Source organism: Pseudomonas serbiensis, from assembly GCF_030580745.1.
Classification (GTDB): Bacteria; Pseudomonadota; Gammaproteobacteria; order Pseudomonadales; family Pseudomonadaceae; genus Aquipseudomonas; species Aquipseudomonas serbiensis.
The window spans coordinates 16665-33849 of record NZ_JAUQOO010000019.1; the positions used below are offsets into that span (position 1 = coordinate 16665).

Genomic DNA, 17185 nt, shown 5'->3' on the forward strand with positions numbered 1-17185 from the left:
ATATGGGGTTAGGTATGCGCATGCGCGCGCTGGTTACTGTAGTGGGTCTGCTGGTGATGGCCGTGGCCGTCGAAGCGCTGGCTGCTACGCAAGTACGAAGTGTCCGCTTATGGCGTGCACCGGATAACACCCGGCTGGTTTTCGACCTGTCCGGGCCAGTCCAGCACAGTGTCTTTACTCTGACATCGCCTGATCGTCTGGTCATCGATATCAACGGTGCGACGCTCGCCGGGCCGCTGAACGTGGCAACGGCCAATACGCCTATCACCAGCATGCGTTCGGCTCAACGTACCCCGACTGATCTGCGGGTGGTCATCGACCTGAAAAAGGTGGTCACGCCCAAGAGCTTTACCCTGGCTCCCAACCAGCAATACGGCAACCGTCTGGTGGTGGACCTGTTCGACAATCCTGCCGATGCCAATCCGACTCCGACTATCCCGGATAACGTGGCCAATACCGCACCGGCTGTTCCCGTGAGCCCGGCCAAGCCTGAAATCAAGCTGGCACCCGTGCCCAACGGCAAGCGCGACATCGTGGTCGTGATTGATGCCGGCCATGGTGGTGAAGACCCCGGAGCCTCGGGTGGCAGCGGGCAGCAAGAGAAACATGTGGTGCTGTCCATTGCCAAGGAATTGCAGCGCCAGATCAATGGTGAAAAGGGCTATCGCGCTGAACTGACGCGCACCGGCGACTATTTCATTCCATTGCGCAAACGCACTGAAATCGCTCGGGCCAAGGGCGCTGATCTGTTTGTTTCCATTCATGCGGATGCTGCACCCTCCAAGGCGGCGTTCGGTGCCTCGGTGTTTGCCTTGTCCGACAAGGGCGCGACCTCCGAAACGGCGCGCTGGCTGGCGGACAGTGAAAACCGTTCCGACCTGATCGGTGGTGCCGGTGCGGTCAGTCTCGACGACAAGGACCGGATGCTGGCAGGCGTGCTGCTGGACCTTTCCATGACGGCTTCGCTGTCGTCGAGCCTGAACGTCGGGCAGAAGGTGTTGAGCAATATCGGGCGGGTGACTTCGCTGCACAAGTCCCGTGTCGAGCAGGCCGGATTCATGGTGCTCAAGTCCCCGGATATCCCGTCGATTCTGGTTGAGACCGGCTTCATTTCCAACGCCAACGAAGCGAACAAGCTGACCACTGCTTCTCACCAGCAAGCATTGGCACGCTCGATCAACTCGGGCGTCAAACAGTTCTTCCAGCAAAACCCGCCTCAAGGCACTTATATTGCCTGGCTGCGGGACAACGGTAAGCTGGCGCAGGGGCCTCGTACCCATGTCGTGCGTTCCGGTGAAACCCTGGCGATGGTGGCTGCCCGTTATGACATGAGCGTGGCGACCTTGCGCAGTGCCAACAACCTGAAGACCGATGCGCTGCGTATTGGCCAGGATCTGAGCATTCCGAGTGCGGAGGTCGCGGCACAATAATGAGTGACCTCCTTCTCGATGGCGACCAATCCGACGCCTTGAATGCAGCAGTGAATGCTGCCCGAATCGAACTGCTCAGCCCTCGGCTGGCCAACCAGATCGCCGCGGGCGAAGTGGTCGAGCGCCCGGCCTCGGTCATCAAGGAACTGCTGGAAAACAGCCTGGATTCCGGTGCTCGGCGCATTGACGTCGATGTCGAACAGGCCGGTATCAAACTGCTGAAGGTTCGTGATGACGGTAGTGGTATTTCTTCCGATGACTTGCCGCTGGCGCTGGCGCGACATGCAACCAGCAAGATCCGCGAACTGGAAGACCTTGAGCGGGTCATGAGTCTGGGGTTTCGGGGCGAGGCACTGGCGTCGATCAGTTCCGTGGCGCGTCTGACCCTGACTTCCCGTACTCGCGATGCCGACAAGGCCTGGCAGGTCGAAACCGAAGGCCGTGACATGGAGCCGCGGGTGCAGCCCGCCGCACACCCGGTCGGTACTTCGGTGGAAGTGCGTGATCTGTTTTTCAATACCCCCGCCCGCCGCAAGTTCCTCAAGGCCGAGAAAACCGAATTCGACCATTTGCAGGAAGTCATCAAGCGCATGGCGCTGGCGCGTTTCGATGTCGCTTTCCATCTGCGTCATAACGGCAAGACCGTGCTCAGCCTGCATGAAGCCCATGACGAAGCGGCGCGGGCGCGTCGTGTCGGGGCAATCTGCGGGCCGGGCTTTCTGGAGCAGGCGCTGCCGATAGAGATCGAGCGCAACGGCTTGCATCTGTGGGGTTGGGTTGGCTTGCCGACTTTCTCGCGCAGCCAGGCCGACCTCCAGTATTTCTTCGTCAATGGCCGTGCCGTGCGCGACAAGCTGGTGGCTCACGCCGTTAGGCAGGCCTATCGCGACGTGCTGTTCAATGGTCGCCATCCGACGTTCGTGCTGTTTTTCGAGCTTGATCCGGCGGCAGTGGACGTCAATGTCCACCCGACCAAGCATGAGGTGCGTTTCCGCGACGGGCGCATGGTGCATGACTTTCTGTACGGCACCTTGCACCGTGCTCTTGGCGATGTTCGTCCCGACGATCAACTGGCCAGTGCGCCGATCCCTGTGGTCGAGCGTCCCAGCGGACCTCAGGCCGGGGAGTTCGGGCCGCAGGGCGAAATGCGTCTGGCGAACAACGTGCTGGAACAGCCGCAAGGCGAGCCTTATGCGCGACCGGCGTCTGGCGGTTCGGGTGGCGGCTATCAATATCAGTACTCACCGCGTCCGACAGCGGCGTTGCCTACGGCTGAGGCGCAAAGTGCCTATCGCGAGTTTTTCGCACCGCTGCCCGAGGCTGCGCCGGCTTCACTGCCCGAGTCGCAAAGCGATATTCCGCCACTGGGTTACGCGCTGGCGCAGCTCAAGGGTATTTATATCCTGGCCGAAAACGCCCACGGGCTGGTGCTGGTGGACATGCATGCCGCCCACGAGCGCATCATGTATGAACGCCTGAAAGTCGCCATGGCCAGTGAAGGCTTGAGCGGGCAGCCATTGCTGGTGCCCGAGTCGCTGGCGGTCAGTCAGCGCGAAGCCGATTGTGCCGAAGAGCATATTGCGACCTTCCAGCGCCTGGGCTTCGAGTTGCAGCGCCTTGGCCCGGAAACCCTGGCGATCCGGCAGATTCCAGCGTTGCTCAAGCAGGCCGAGGCTAACCGTCTGGTCAGTGATGTGCTGGCCGATCTGATGGAATACGGCACCAGCGACCGGGTTCAGGCGCATATCAACGAACTGCTGGGCACCATGGCGTGTCATGGCGCGGTTCGGGCCAATCGCCGTCTGGCCATTCCCGAAATGAACGCTCTGCTGCGCGACATGGAAAACACCGAGCGCAGTGGCCAATGCAATCATGGTCGACCAACCTGGACTCAGATGGGCCTGGACGATCTGGACAAATTATTCCTGCGCGGTCGTTGAATGAATGCTTTACCTCCGGCCATCTTCCTCATGGGGCCAACCGCTGCCGGCAAGACCGATCTTGCCATCGAGCTGACTAAAGTCCTGCCTTGCGAGCTGATCAGCGTCGATTCGGCGCTGGTCTATCGCGGCATGGATATCGGCACAGCGAAGCCTTCCCGTGAGCAACTGGCTGAATTTCCCCATCGTCTGATCGATATTCTCGACCCGTCGCAAAGCTACAGCGCCTCCGATTTTCGTACCGATGCCCTGGCCGCCATGGCCGAAATTACCGCACGGGGAAATATTCCTTTGCTGGTAGGCGGCACTATGTTGTATTTCAAGGCTCTATTGGACGGGCTGGCGGATATGCCGGCTGCCGATGCAGAGGTCAGAGCCGAGCTTGAAGCCCAGGCCAGGGCTCATGGATGGCAGGCGTTGCACGATCAGTTGGCCGCTGTGGACCCTGTGTCTGCGGCACGAATCCATCCCAACGATCCGCAGCGTCTGATCAGGGCTCTGGAGGTTTATCGAGTCAGCGGGATGAGCATGACTGCGCATCGCGAGCAACAATCTGAGCAAACTGCTCAAGCCGCAGCGTCCGGGCGTCAGCAATTGCCCTATACTGTCGCCAGTCTTGCGATAGCTCCGGCTGATCGCAAGGTGCTACATGACCGTATCGCGCTACGCTTTATGCAAATGCTGGATCAGGGGTTTCTGGACGAAGTACTGGCTTTGCGCTCAAGAGGAGACCTTCATTCGGGGTTGCCATCGATAAGAGCTGTCGGTTATCGCCAGGTCTGGGATCACCTGGATGGAAAGCTGACACGGGATGAAATGCAGGAGCGGGGCATCATTGCAACGCGCCAGCTGGCCAAACGGCAATTCACCTGGCTACGCAGTTGGGAGAATTTGCACTGGTTGGACAGCCTGGCACGCGACAATCTGCCACGCGCCTTGAAATACCTGGGATCGGTCTCCATATTGAGCTGAGTCCTTGCAATAGCCGTCTATCCTTGGGGGGTGGCGGTTCAAGCCAATTGAATTCGTTTTATTATTATTGATCCTTAAAGGAGTGCGGCACATGTCAAAAGGGCATTCGCTACAAGACCCTTACCTGAATACCTTACGTAAAGAAAAGGTAGGGGTTTCGATCTACCTGGTAAACGGCATCAAGCTGCAAGGCACCATCGAGTCTTTTGACCAGTTCGTCATCTTGCTGAAAAACACTGTCAGCCAGATGGTCTACAAGCACGCCATCTCCACCGTTGTTCCTGTCCGTCCGATTCGCCTGCCTAGCGCTACCGATTCCGATTCGGGTGATGCTGAGCCAGGTAACGCCTGATAGGAGTCTGCCTTGTTCTTTGAGCGCCACAGTGGTGGTGAGCGGGCAATTCTCGTTCACTTGGATGGTCAGGACCCTGAGGCGCGCGAAGATCCGCAGGAGTTTCAGGAGCTGGCCATATCGGCTGGTGCCGATACCGTCGCGTTTATCAGCGTGCCGCGTCATCGGCCATCGGCCAAATACCTGATTGGCACTGGCAAGGTCGAAGAGCTTCGCGACCAGGTCAAGGTCGAGCAGGCCGATCTGGTTATTTTCAATCACACACTGACGCCCAGCCAGGAACGTAACCTCGAACGTGTCTTCGAGTGTCGCGTGCTGGATCGCACCGGTCTGATTCTGGATATCTTCGCGCAACGTGCGCGCACTCACGAAGGCAAGCTGCAGGTCGAACTGGCCCAGCTTGAGCACATGAGTACCCGTCTGGTTCGTGGCTGGACCCACCTTGAGCGACAGAAAGGTGGTATCGGTCTGCGTGGTCCGGGTGAAACCCAGCTCGAAACCGACCGCCGCCTGCTTCGGGTTCGCCTGCGGCAGATCAAGGCGCGCCTGGAAAAGGTTCGCAGTCAGCGAGATCAGGCCCGCAGAGGGCGCAAGCGTGCCGATATTCCTTCGGTTTCACTGGTGGGCTATACCAACGCCGGCAAATCGACGCTGTTCAATGCCGTGACCGATTCCGAGGTTTTCGCGGCCGATCAGTTGTTCGCAACACTCGATCCGACCCTGCGCCGCCTGCAACTCGATGACCTGGGGCCGATTGTGCTGGCCGATACCGTGGGTTTCATTCGCCATCTGCCGCACAAGCTGGTCGAGGCTTTCCGGGCGACGCTCGAAGAATCAAGCAACTCGGATCTGCTGCTGCATGTCATCGACTCCCATGAGCCTGAGCGCATGGCGCAGATCGAACAGGTCATGGCGGTGCTGGGCGAGATCGGGGCCGAGGGCTTGCCGATCCTTGAGGTGTATAACAAACTCGATTTGCTGGAAGGGGTCGACCCCCAGATACAACGCGATGCCGATGGCAAGCCGCAGCGTGTCTGGTTGTCTGCCCGTGATGGCCGAGGGCTGGACCTGCTCAAGCAGGCTGTAGCCGAGTTGCTCGGTGACGATTTGTTTGTGGGCACCTTGCGTTTGCCTCAGCGTTTTGCTCGACTGCGCGCACAGTTTTTTGAGCTGGGCGCGGTGCAGAGCGAGACGCATGACGAAGAAGGTGCCAGTCTTCTGGCAGTACGTCTGCCGCGAGTTGAATTGAATCGTCTGGTGAGTCGCGAAGGACAGCAGCCGCTGGAGTTCATTGAGCAACACACTTTGCAATAAAAGCGCGGTAAAGCCATTGTACGGCTTTAACGGGCATTCTGTAGCATTGGTCGGCGCGCCGTGGGCGCGTCTTTGCTTTATCAGATGGAGAGCGCTATGGCTTGGAATGAGCCGGGTGGCAACTCGAATAATCAAGATCCCTGGGGTGGAAAACGCCGTGGCGGCGACCGCAAGGGACCACCTGATCTCGACGAGGCCTTCCGTAAGCTGCAGGAAAGCCTGAATGGGTTGTTCGGCGGCGGTAAGAAACGCAGCAGTGACGGCAATGGCGGTGGTTCGGGTGGCGGCGGTGGCTTCGGCCTGCTGGGCATCGGGCTGGTCGTGCTTTTCGCTTTCTGGCTTTACAACGCTGTCTATGTCGTTGATGAGCAGGAGCAGGCTGTCGTTCTGCGTTTCGGCCAATACTACGAAACCGTCGGTTCGGGTCTGAATATCTATTTCCCGCCGTTCGATCGCAAGTACATGGAAAACGTCACTCGCGAGCGTGCCTACAGCAAGCAGGGGCAGATGCTGACCGAAGACGAGAACATCGTCGAAGTGCCGCTGACCGTGCAATACAAGATCAGCAACCTGCAGGATTTCGTGCTGAACGTCGATCAGCCTGAAATCAGCCTGCAACACGCCACCGAAAGTGCGCTGCGCCATGTCGTGGGTTCCACGGCGATGGACCAGGTGCTGACCGAAGGTCGTGAGCTGATGGCGAGCGAAATCAAGGAGCGTCTGCAACGATTCCTCGATACCTATCGCACCGGTATCACCATTACTCAGGTGAACGTGCAGAGCGCTGCTGCGCCGCGTGAAGTACAGGAAGCCTTCGATGACGTGATCCGTGCCCGTGAAGACGAGCAGCGTGCGCGCAACCAGGCTGAAAGCTATGCCAATGGCGTGATCCCGGAAGCCCGTGGTCAGGCTCAGCGCATCATCGAAGATGCCAATGGCTATCGCGATGAAGTGGTTTCCCGCGCCAAGGGTGAGGCTGACCGCTTTACCAAGCTGGTTGCCGAATACCGCAAGGCACCTGAAGTTACCCGCCAGCGTCTGTATCTGGACACCATGCAGGAAGTCTTCAGCAACACCAGCAAGGTTCTCGTGACCGGCGACAAGGGTCAGAACAACCTGCTTTACCTGCCGCTCGACAAGATGATCGAAAGCAGTCGTGGCGGTAGTGCCGGAAATACTTCGGGTTCCGGTAGTCCATCCGCGACTGGAACGGATGTCGGTACTCGAACCGATACCCCGCAGCGCGATGTACGTACCAGGGAGAGTCGCTGATGAGCAATAAATCGCTGATCACCCTTATTGTTGGCGTGGTGCTGGCAATAGTTGCCTGGAACAGCCTCTATATCGTGTCCCAGACCGAGCGTGCGGTTCTGCTGCAATTCGGTCGTGTGGTCAAGACCGATGTGCCGCCGGGCCTTCATGTGAAGATTCCTTACATGAACCAGGTGCGCAAGTTCGATGGTCGTCTGCTGACGCTCGACGCGCCTACCCAGCGTTTTCTGACGCTGGAAAAGAAAGCGGTCATGGTCGATGCCTACGCCAAGTGGCGCGTGAAGGATGCGGAGCGTTTCTACACCGCGACTTCCGGCCTCAAGCAGATTGCGGATGAGCGTCTGTCGCGTCGTCTGGAATCCGGCCTGCGTGACCAGTTCGGCAAGCGCACCCTGCACGAAGTCGTGTCGGGTGAGCGTGACGCGCTGATGGCTGACATCACCGGTTCCCTGAACAGGATGGCGGAGAAAGAGCTGGGTATCGAAGTGATCGATGTCCGGGTCAAGGCCATTGACCTGCCCAAGGAAGTCAACCGCAGCGTTTTCGAGCGCATGAGCACTGAGCGTGAGCGCGAAGCGCGTGAGCATCGTGCCAAGGGTAACGAGCTGGCTGAAGGTATTCGTGCCGATGCCGATCGTCAGCGTCGCGTGTTGCTGGCTGAAGCCTATCGTGAGTCTGAAGAGACGCGCGGTGATGGTGATGCCCAGGCTGCTGCGATCTACTCCAGGGCTTATGGTCAGGACCAGGAGTTCTATGCGTTCTACCGTAGCCTGCGTGCCTACCGCGAAAGCTTCACGAGCAAGAGTGACGTGATGGTGCTTGATCCGGGCAGCGAGTTTTTCCGCTTCCTGGAAAAAGCCAAACCGTAATTCATCAACCCGCCGGGCGGCAAAACCGCCCGGTGGGGTGATCGTACGGTAAAACGTGTGTATGATGCGGCAGCCGGGAAATTCCCGGCTTTTTTGCGTCTGCACGATTGATTGGCCGCAGCCGACTTGGCGGGCGGCAAGATTTTTCGAGGAGAGTGGTCTGCAAGGCCTGTCTCGGGTGTTTGTCGTGCCCGTAATACGGGGCGACCGCTCTCTGCTTCACTCAAGGCTTGCCTCATGGCTGGCCACCCGGATCATAGGGGAATGGCGTAATGGCAACGGTTGACCGCTGGCTGCTACCAGATGGCATCGAAGAAGTACTGCCACCAGAAGCGGCGCGTATCGAAGTAGCGCGCCGTCAGGTGTTGGATCTGTTCCAGAGCTGGGGCTATGAGTTTGTCGTCACCCCGCATATCGAATATCTGGAGTCCCTGCTCACTGGAGCAGGTTCCGATCTGGATCTGCGCACCTTCAAGGTGATCGATCCGCAGTCGGGGCGGCAAATGGGGTTTCGTGCCGATATCACGCCTCAGGTGGCGCGTATCGATGCGCATACCCTCAAGCGTGAAGGGCCAAGTCGTCTCTGCTATGCAGGCAGTGTCCTGCATGCTCAGCCGCGCGCACTGTCATCCTCGCGCAGCCCGATTCAACTGGGTGCCGAGTTGTATGGCGATGCGAGCCCGAGCAGCGATGTCGAAGTCATCAGCCTGATGCTGGCAATGCTGCAACTGGCGGATGTGCCTGATGTCCACATGGACCTCGGGCATGTCGGCATCTATCGTGGGTTGGCACGTGCTGCCGGTCTGTCGGGCGAGGTCGAGCAACAGCTTTTCGATGCGCTGCAACGCAAGGCCATCGATGAAGTGATCGCCCTGACCGCCGATCTGCCGCAAGAACTGGCCACTATGCTGCGTGCGCTGGTCGATCTGTGTGGCGGTCGTGAGGTTCTGGCTGCTGCGCGTGACCGTCTGGCGAATGCGCCTGCACCTGTGCTGGCTGCGCTGGACGATCTGCTGAGCATCGCCGATCGTCTGTCTGCACGCTTCCCGCAGTTGCCTTTGTATTTCGACCTCGGTGAGCTGCGCGGTTACCACTACCATACCGGTGTGGTGTTCGCGGTGTTTGTACCGGGTGTAGGTCAATCGATTGCCCAGGGCGGTCGTTATGATGATATCGGCGCCGACTTCGGTCGCGCCCGTCCGGCTACCGGTTTCTCCACGGACCTGAAAACCCTGGTGACACTGGGTCGTGCAGAAATCGAACTGCCATCTGGTGGTATCTGGATGCCGGACAGTACGGATGCAGCACTCTGGCAGCAGGTTTGCCAGTTGCGCAGCGAGGGGCAGCGTGTGGTTCAGGCTTTGCCTGGGCAACAGGTGAGTGCAGCGCGTGAAGCCGACTGTGATCGGCAATTGATTCAGCATGGCGAGCGTTGGCAGGTAATGCCGCTGGCTTCTTGAGTATTCCTGCCGGCCGCCGCCGGCACCAAGTTTGCGTGAATGAGGACAAGTGTTATGGGTAAGAATGTCGTAGTCCTGGGCACCCAATGGGGTGATGAGGGCAAAGGCAAGATCGTTGATCTGCTGACCGAACATGCTACCGCCGTGGTTCGCTATCAAGGTGGCCACAACGCAGGTCACACTCTGGTGATCGATGGCGAGAAGACCGTATTGCACCTGATTCCGTCCGGTGTTCTGCGCGAAGGCGTGCAGTGCCTGATCGGTAACGGTGTAGTGGTTGCGCCCGACGCGCTGCTGCGCGAAATCGTCAAGCTTGAAGAGAAAGGCATTCCGGTGCGCGAGCGTCTGCGCATCAGCCCTTCCTGCCCGCTGATCCTGTCGTATCACGTTGCGCTGGATCAGGCGCGTGAAAAGGCTCGTGGCGAACTGAAGATCGGTACTACAGGTCGCGGTATCGGCCCGGCTTACGAAGACAAGGTTGCCCGTCGTGGCCTGCGCATCGGTGACCTGTTCCACCGTGAGCGTTTCGCGGCCAAGCTGGGCGAGCTGCTCGACTACCACAACTTCGTGCTGGTCAATTATTACAAAGAGCCTGCCATCGACTTCCAGAAGACTCTCGACGAGTGCATGGAATACGCTGACCTGCTCAAGCCGATGATGCTCGACGTCACTGCTGCGCTGCATGAAATGCGTCGCGATGGCAAAGACATCATGTTCGAGGGCGCCCAGGGTTCGCTGCTGGACATCGACCACGGTACTTATCCGTACGTCACCAGCTCCAACACCACGGCTGGCGGTATCGCCACCGGTTCGGGTTTCGGTCCGATGTACCTGGATTACATCCTGGGTATCACCAAGGCCTACACCACTCGCGTTGGTTCGGGTCCTTTCCCGACCGAACTGTTCGATGACGTAGGTGCTTTCCTGGCCAAGCGTGGTCACGAGTTCGGTGCTACCACTGGCCGTGCCCGTCGTTGTGGCTGGTTCGACGCTGTCATCCTGCGTCGTGCTATCGAGATCAACAGCATCTCGGGCCTGTGCCTGACCAAGCTGGACGTTCTCGATGGGCTGGAAACCATCAATATCTGTGTTGGTTACGAGAACGAAGATGGTGCTGTAATCGAAGCGCCTACCGATGCCGACAGCTACAACGGCCTGCGTCCGGTCTACGAGCAGATGCCAGGCTGGAGCGAATCCACTCTGGGTGCCAAAACTCTGGCAGAGCTGCCTGAGAATGCTCGTGCCTACATCAAGCGTGTCGAAGAGTTGGTAGGCGCGCCTATCGACATCATCTCCACCGGCCCTGACCGCAACGAAACCATCGTTCTGCGTCATCCGTTTGCTTGATCGAACTGCTTGAGTTGTAAGAAAGGGCCGCATTTTGCGGCCCTTTCTCGTTTCTGGCTGTCTGGTATTCCAGGCACGGGATTGTGCTTGCCGAACGGCACGACGCTTGCTACATAGAAGTGTCAAAAAAGGTGCCATTATTTTAATGGCACCCATGGTGGAGGGATTCTCCTGTGTCAGCTGTGCTCTCTCTTTTACGCAGCCGCTTGCTGCGTCCGGTTTTCATCGCGCTTGGCATTGCTCTTTTGGTGCAGGTGTTGGTTGCAGTTGCTCTTACCCGGAGCACCGTTACGGCTCTTGAGGCGGATCTTGCCAGCAGGTTGGGGGTAGATTCGCAACATTTGTCCTCCGAGCTGGAGCGGGCGAGTAGCGAGGTGACATCGAGCCTCGATGCGCTCTCAGCAAGTACCCGTCAGCGCTTGAGTGCCGGTTTATCCACGCGCCTCAAGGACGAGCAGGGGCAATTGCGCGCCACTCTGGAAAAGAGCCTCAAGGATTCGGCTACCGATATGGCCGAGTTGCTGGCGGCGGTGGCGCCACGGGCCATGTGGGATAACGACACGCCAACATTGTCCGAATTCGCCCGTCGTGCTCAGCGCAATCCCAATGTGCTGTTTGTCGTTTATGACGATGCTGCGGGTGAGCACCTGACTCGCTACCTGAACCGTGACAATGTCTTGATCAAGGCGTTGCTTGCCAAGGGTGAAGGCGAGCGGGCCATGGACAAGGTTCTGAATGCTGCGAAAAACGATCCGTCGGTTTACTACATCGAGGCGCCTATCAGCCCTAATGGTGTGGAGATCGGCAAGGTGCGCATGGGCGTTTCCACGGCGGCGGTCGAGGAAAACCTGGCTGCCCTGGACAAGCGCTTCTCGTCTCTTATCACTAATGGCGAGCAACTGGTTTCCGACAGTCTGGCGAGCGCATCGAAGGACAGCTCTGCTGCATTGCGCACTCGCTTGCAGTCTGCTCAGGCAGCGGCGACGGCGATGACCAGCAATACCAGCCTGGCCGTTCAGGGTGCTGCGCAAGAGTTGCGCTGGAGGATCGGGCTTGGCCTGGCGCTGGTCGGGTTGGGTGTGCTGCTGTTATTGGCCGTTGTGCTTGGGCGTCGAGTGGTCAGCAAGCTGCACCTGCTGATTGCTGCCCTGAATGATCTGGCGGCGGGTGAGGGCGATTTGACCAAGCGCGTCAGGCTCGACAGCAATGACGAGATTGGCGATATGTCGGCGGCGGTCAACCGCTTCATCGACAAGTTGCAGCCCATCGTTCGTGAGGCGGGTGATGTTGCACAGCGTACCGGTGTTGAGATCGGTGTGATGAGCCAGCGTAATGCCGGCGCTGATGCGGCTGCCGAATTGCAGCGCGATGAAGTGGCTGCCAGCTTGAAGGCGCTTGAGCAGATGGCTGATGAGGCGCAGTCGGAAAGTCATGCCATGCAGGCGGCCTTGCGGCAGGTGGTCGACATCAAGCAGGCGACCAACGAAAACACTCGTACCTCGAATCAGGTGGGAGGGTTGATCGAGGCGCTGGCGGGGCAGGTGGAGACAGGTTCTCAAGTGATCGAGCGACTGGCGCAGCAAAGCGAGCAGATCGAAGTCGTGCTTGAAGTCATTCATGGGATTGCCGAGCAGACCAACCTGCTGGCCTTGAACGCGGCCATCGAGGCGGCGCGAGCGGGTGAGACGGGGCGTGGTTTTGCGGTGGTTGCAGATGAGGTGCGCGCGCTGGCCAGCAAGACACAAAGCTCTACCGGAGATATCCAGGAGCATATCGGAGCCTTGCAGCGTGGTGCCAAGGAGGCGGTGGCTGCCATTGGTCTTGCCGGGCGTCAGGCCAAGGAAGGGCTGGCGGTTCTGCGCGACAGTGCGAAGCTGCAGCAGACGGTGCAGGAGTCGGTCGAGCAGGTGCATGCCGCAATCGGTCTGGCTACCAAGGCGGCCGAGCATCAGGCGCAGGGTGCTCAGGCTGTGCGGGGGCGTGTTGAGGTGATTCATGCCCAGGCCGAGCGGGCTGCCAAGGCGGTGGTCGAGACTACGGCCAGCGGCAAGGTGCTCAACGGGCTGGCTGCGCAGTTGAAGGCGAGTCTGGGGCAGTTCAGGGCCTGACCTTTCGCGAATGAATCCGCTCCTGCCGGCCCTGTAGGAGCGAATTCATTCGCGAACCTTCAAAATTCCAAACCCCGGAAAGCACAAAACCGAGCACAAGGCTCGGTTTTGTTTGAATTGGTGCCCAGAAGAAGACTCGAACTTCCACGACCTTGCGGTCACCAGCACCTGAAGCTGGCGTGTCTACCAATTTCACCATCTGGGCAGCATCAGCAGCGTTGCACGCCGTTGATGGGGCGCACTATACGGAGAGCGTTTCGATCTGTAAACCCCTGTTTTGGTTTTAATAATCAAAACCCTGAAATGCAAAAACCCGCTTTCGCGGGTTTTTGTGGGAGTCTGAAGATTGCTGTAATCTGCAGCTCTGAATTGGTGCCCAGAAGAAGACTCGAACTTCCACGACCTTGCGGTCACCAGCACCTGAAGCTGGCGTGTCTACCAATTTCACCATCTGGGCAGCATCTAGAGGCGTTTGCCTGTCGATGGCGCGCACTATACGGAGCGTCTTTTGAGCTGTAAACCCCTGTTGCCAAAAATAATTGGAAAATTTCGCAAGCGGTGTCCAGTACGGTTCTGCGCGCTATCCAGAGGTTTTTTTAGTGGGCAGCGTGAGTCTGAAATTTCCCGTTTCAATAGGTGTATGCCAAACTAACCCACATATAGACAAGGTGAAAACTCTCTAATGGCCGATTGGCAGTCCCTCGATCCCGAGGCCGCTCGTGAAGCGGAAAAATACGAAAACCCTATTCCCAGCCGTGAGCTGATTCTGCAGCACCTTGCCGAGCGCGGTTCGCCGGCCAGTCGCGAGCAACTGGTCGAAGAGTTCGGCCTGTCCACAGAGGATCAATTCGAGGCCTTGCGTCGTCGTCTGCGGGCGATGGAGCGTGACGCTCAATTGATCTACACCCGTCGTGGAACCTACGCACCGGTGGACAAGCTGGACCTGATCCTGGGTCGTATCACCGGGCACCGTGACGGTTTCGGTTTCCTGGTCCCTGACGATGGCTCCGACGATCTGTTCATGAGCCCGGCGCAAATGCGTCTGGTGTTCGACGGTGATCGTGCTCTGGCACGTGTTTCGGGGCTTGACCGCCGCGGTCGCCGTGAAGGCGTCATTGTCGAAGTCATCTCCCGTGCCCATGAAACCATCGTGGGTCGCTACTTCGAAGAAAGTGGCATCGGCTTCGTCATTCCGGACAACCCGAAGATCCAGCAGGAAGTGCTGGTGACGCCTGGGCGCAACAACAACGCGAAGATTGGCCAGTTCGTCGAGGTGAAAATCACCCACTGGCCGACGCCGCGCTTCCAGCCGCAGGGCGATGTGGTTGAAGTGGTGGGCAATTACATGGCGCCCGGCATGGAAATCGATGTCGCGCTGCGCACCTACGACATTCCTCATGTCTGGCCTGAGGCCGTGCTAAAGGAAGCGGCGAAGCTCAAGCCGGAAGTCGAAGAAAAGGACAAGGAAAACCGCGTCGATCTGCGTCACCTGCCATTCGTGACCATCGACGGCGAAGATGCTCGTGACTTCGACGATGCCGTTTACTGTGAAGCCAAGCCTGGCAAGCTGCGCCTGTTCTCGGGTGGCTGGAAGCTATACGTGGCGATTGCCGACGTATCGAGCTACGTGAAGATCGGCTCGGCGCTGGATGCCGAATCCCAGGTGCGCGGCAACTCGGTGTATTTCCCCGAGCGCGTGGTGCCGATGTTGCCTGAGCAGCTTTCCAACGGCTTGTGCTCGCTGAACCCGCTTGTTGATCGTCTGGCCATGGTCTGCGAGATGACCATCTCCAAGACCGGCGAGATGACCGACTACGTGTTCTACGAGGCGGTGATCCACTCCCATGCGCGCCTGACCTACAACAAGGTCAGCACGATACTGGAGCAGCCGAAAACGAGCGATGCCAAGGCCCTGCGTGGCGAATACGCCGACGTGGTTCCGCATCTCAAGCAGCTTTACGCCTTGTACAAGGTGTTGCTGGGCGCGCGTCATGTGCGTGGTGCAATCGATTTCGAGACTCAGGAAACCCGGATCATTTTCGGCTCCGAGCGCAAGATCGCCGAAATTCGTCCGACCACTCGCAACGATGCCCACAAGCTGATCGAAGAGTGCATGCTGGCTGCGAACGTGGCTACGGCCGAGTTCCTGAAAAAACACGAAATACCTGCGCTCTATCGTGTTCATGATGGTCCGCCGCCAGAGCGTCTGGAAAAGCTGCGCGCTTTCCTGGGCGAGCTGGGCTTGTCGCTGCACAAGGGCAAGGAAGGGCCTACGCCGAAGGATTACCAGGCGTTGCTCGAAACCGTGCGTGATCGCCCGGATTACCACCTGATCCAGACCGTGATGCTGCGTTCGTTGAGTCAGGCGGTCTACAGCTCTGACAATAACGGCCACTTCGGTCTGAATTACGAAGCGTATACACACTTCACTTCGCCGATTCGTCGCTATCCCGACCTGCTCACGCACCGCGCTATCCGCAGCGTGATCCGCTCGAAACAGGATACGCCGCACGTCCGTCGTGCAGGTGCTGCCACGATTCCGAAGGCGCGCATCTATCCTTACGACGAAGCCACGCTGGAGCAGTTGGGCGAGCAGTGCTCGATGAGCGAGCGCCGTGCCGACGAGGCCACGCGCGACGTGGTCAACTGGCTCAAGTGCGAGTTCATGAAGGATCGCGTAGGCGAGTCGTTCCCGGGTGTGATTACCGCTGTGACCGGCTTTGGCCTGTTCGTCGAGTTGACCGATATCTACGTCGAAGGTCTGGTACACGTTACGGCCTTGCCGGACGATTACTATCATTTCGATCCTGTGCATCACCGCCTTGCGGGTGAGCGTAGCGGTCGCAGCTTCCGCTTGGGCGATACGGTCGAAGTGCGTGTCATGCGCGTCGATCTGGATGAGCGCAAGATCGACTTCGAGATGTCCGAGAAGACTGCCAGTGCGCCTGTCGGTCGCAAGCGTCGCGGTCAGGAAACGGCACCGGCACCTGCTGCCGAGAAGGACAAGTCCGTTTCGGCCAAGCCGGCCGGGCGTCGTGGTTCTTCGGCCAAGGAAGCGGTATCCGAAGCCTATCGTCCCAGTGATGCCGCAGCGAAAAACGCTGAAGTGCGCAAAAGTCGGGAAATGAAAAAGGCTCTTCTGGAGCAGGCAAAGACCGGTGGCAAGGCCTCGTCGGGTAAATCCGGCAAGCCTGGAACTGCTACGTCGAAACCCAGTAAACATCGTAAGGGCCCGTCCAAGTCGGGTTCTGCTCCAGCCGCGAAAAGTAGCGGGGCGCGTAAACCCAAGGCCAAGTCATGAGTCAGTTGGAAAAAATCTACGGCGTGCATGCCGTAGAAGCGTTGCTGCGTCACCATCCAAAGCGGGTCAAGCATATCTGGCTGGCTGAAGGCCGGAATGATCCGCGTGTGCAGGTTCTTGTCGAGCTGGCTGGTCAGAACCGCGTCACCATCGGGCAGGCCGAGCGTCGCGAAATGGACGCCTGGGTCGAGGGTGTGCATCAGGGTGTGGTTGCCGATGTCAGTCCGAGTCAGGTCTGGGGCGAGGCAATGCTCGATGAGCTTCTGGATCGTACCGAAGGTGCGCCGCTGATTCTGGTACTGGACGGTGTTACCGATCCGCATAACCTCGGCGCGTGCCTGCGCACCGCCGATGCGGCTGGCGCGCTGGCGGTGATTGTGCCCAAGGACAAGTCGGCGACCTTGACGCCTGCGGTGCGTAAAGTGGCGTGCGGCGCGGCGGAAGTCATTCCGCTGGTTGCCGTGACCAACTTGGCCCGCAGCCTGGAAAAACTCCAGCAGCGTGGTCTGTGGGTTGTCGGCACTGCTGGCGAAGCCGAACAGGAACTGTATCAGCAGGATCTCACCGGTCCGACCATCCTGATCATGGGTGCCGAAGGCAAAGGCATGCGCCGCCTGACCCGCGAACACTGCGATTATCTGGTGCGCCTGCCGATGGCTGGTAGCGTCAGCAGCCTGAACGTTTCAGTCGCGACCGGCGTCTGTCTGTTCGAAGCGATGCGTCAACGCAGCGTCAAAGCGGCCGCCACGCGGAAGTAGGCGTTAGCTGCAAGCTGTCGGAGTGCGGCTTGCAGCTTATGGCTTGCCGCTTGAAGCTGCTT

Annotated in this window: 12 protein-coding genes and 2 tRNA genes; 12 read left to right on the plus strand and 2 right to left on the minus strand. The window is 58.9% G+C overall.

The window, feature by feature from the left end:
- The first annotated feature begins 2 nt into the window (after nt 1–2).
- The 10 genes from Q6A51_RS21325 to Q6A51_RS21370 all read left to right on the plus strand — a co-directional run bounded on the left by Q6A51_RS21325 (nt 3) and on the right by Q6A51_RS21370 (nt 13064).
- Complete coding sequence (locus Q6A51_RS21325) at nt 3–1430, plus strand: N-acetylmuramoyl-L-alanine amidase (RefSeq protein WP_201001767.1); 1428 nt, start codon at nt 3–5, stop codon at nt 1428–1430.
- Nucleotides 1430–3370 carry a DNA mismatch repair endonuclease MutL gene (gene mutL / locus Q6A51_RS21330; RefSeq protein WP_304575676.1) on the plus strand — a complete coding sequence of 647 codons (1941 nt, stop codon included), beginning with the start codon at nt 1430–1432 and terminating at the stop codon, nt 3368–3370. Before Q6A51_RS21325 ends, mutL begins: the two co-directional genes overlap by 1 nt.
- A complete protein-coding gene (miaA, locus tag Q6A51_RS21335) occupies nt 3371–4342 on the plus strand; it encodes a tRNA (adenosine(37)-N6)-dimethylallyltransferase MiaA (RefSeq protein WP_201018190.1) in 972 nt (323 codons plus the stop codon).
- 91 nt (nt 4343–4433) lie between these two features.
- Nucleotides 4434–4694, plus strand: coding sequence for an RNA chaperone Hfq (gene hfq / locus Q6A51_RS21340; RefSeq protein WP_025258296.1), 261 nt, complete (start codon nt 4434–4436; stop codon nt 4692–4694).
- Nucleotides 4695–4706: 12 nt separating this feature from the next.
- On the plus strand, nt 4707–6008 hold the full coding sequence (gene hflX / locus Q6A51_RS21345) for a ribosome rescue GTPase HflX (RefSeq protein ID WP_201001769.1): 1302 nt from the start codon (nt 4707–4709) through the stop codon (nt 6006–6008).
- A 96-nt stretch (nt 6009–6104) separates the two neighbouring features.
- The gene (gene hflK, locus Q6A51_RS21350; RefSeq protein ID WP_201001770.1) at nt 6105–7280 is read left to right on the plus strand and encodes an FtsH protease activity modulator HflK; all 1176 of its coding nucleotides are present in this window, start codon (nt 6105–6107) and stop codon (nt 7278–7280) included.
- A complete protein-coding gene (gene hflC / locus Q6A51_RS21355; protein WP_201018189.1) occupies nt 7280–8149 on the plus strand; it encodes a protease modulator HflC in 870 nt (289 codons plus the stop codon). The genes hflK and hflC overlap by 1 nt, the downstream gene beginning before the upstream one ends.
- Nucleotides 8150–8421: 272 nt before the next feature.
- A complete protein-coding gene (locus tag Q6A51_RS21360; RefSeq protein WP_198724385.1) occupies nt 8422–9609 on the plus strand; it encodes an ATP phosphoribosyltransferase regulatory subunit in 1188 nt (395 codons plus the stop codon).
- Between the two features lie 54 nt (nt 9610–9663).
- The gene (locus Q6A51_RS21365; RefSeq protein ID WP_117167321.1) at nt 9664–10956 is read left to right on the plus strand and encodes an adenylosuccinate synthase; all 1293 of its coding nucleotides are present in this window, start codon (nt 9664–9666) and stop codon (nt 10954–10956) included.
- 173 nt (nt 10957–11129) lie between these two features.
- Nucleotides 11130–13064, plus strand: a complete 1935-nt coding sequence (locus tag Q6A51_RS21370) for a methyl-accepting chemotaxis protein (protein WP_304575677.1) — start codon at nt 11130–11132, stop codon at nt 13062–13064.
- Nucleotides 13065–13182: 118 nt separating this feature from the next.
- Here the strand turns inward: Q6A51_RS21370 and Q6A51_RS21375 are convergent.
- Both Q6A51_RS21375 and Q6A51_RS21380 read right to left on the minus strand, forming a co-directional pair.
- Nucleotides 13183–13269 (minus strand) — tRNA-Leu (locus Q6A51_RS21375).
- A 165-nt stretch (nt 13270–13434) separates the two neighbouring features.
- Nucleotides 13435–13521 (minus strand) — tRNA-Leu (locus Q6A51_RS21380).
- A gap of 225 nt (nt 13522–13746) precedes the next feature.
- Here Q6A51_RS21380 and rnr point away from each other — a divergent pair.
- Together rnr and rlmB are read left to right on the plus strand one after the other, a co-directional pair.
- On the plus strand, nt 13747–16365 hold the full coding sequence (rnr, locus tag Q6A51_RS21385; RefSeq protein ID WP_304575678.1) for a ribonuclease R: 2619 nt from the start codon (nt 13747–13749) through the stop codon (nt 16363–16365).
- Nucleotides 16362–17123 (plus strand): 23S rRNA (guanosine(2251)-2'-O)-methyltransferase RlmB, encoded by a 762-nt coding sequence (gene rlmB, locus Q6A51_RS21390; protein WP_201001774.1) that lies wholly within the window; start codon nt 16362–16364, stop codon nt 17121–17123. Before rnr ends, rlmB begins: the two co-directional genes overlap by 4 nt.
- The last annotated feature ends 62 nt before the right edge of the window (nt 17124–17185 follow it).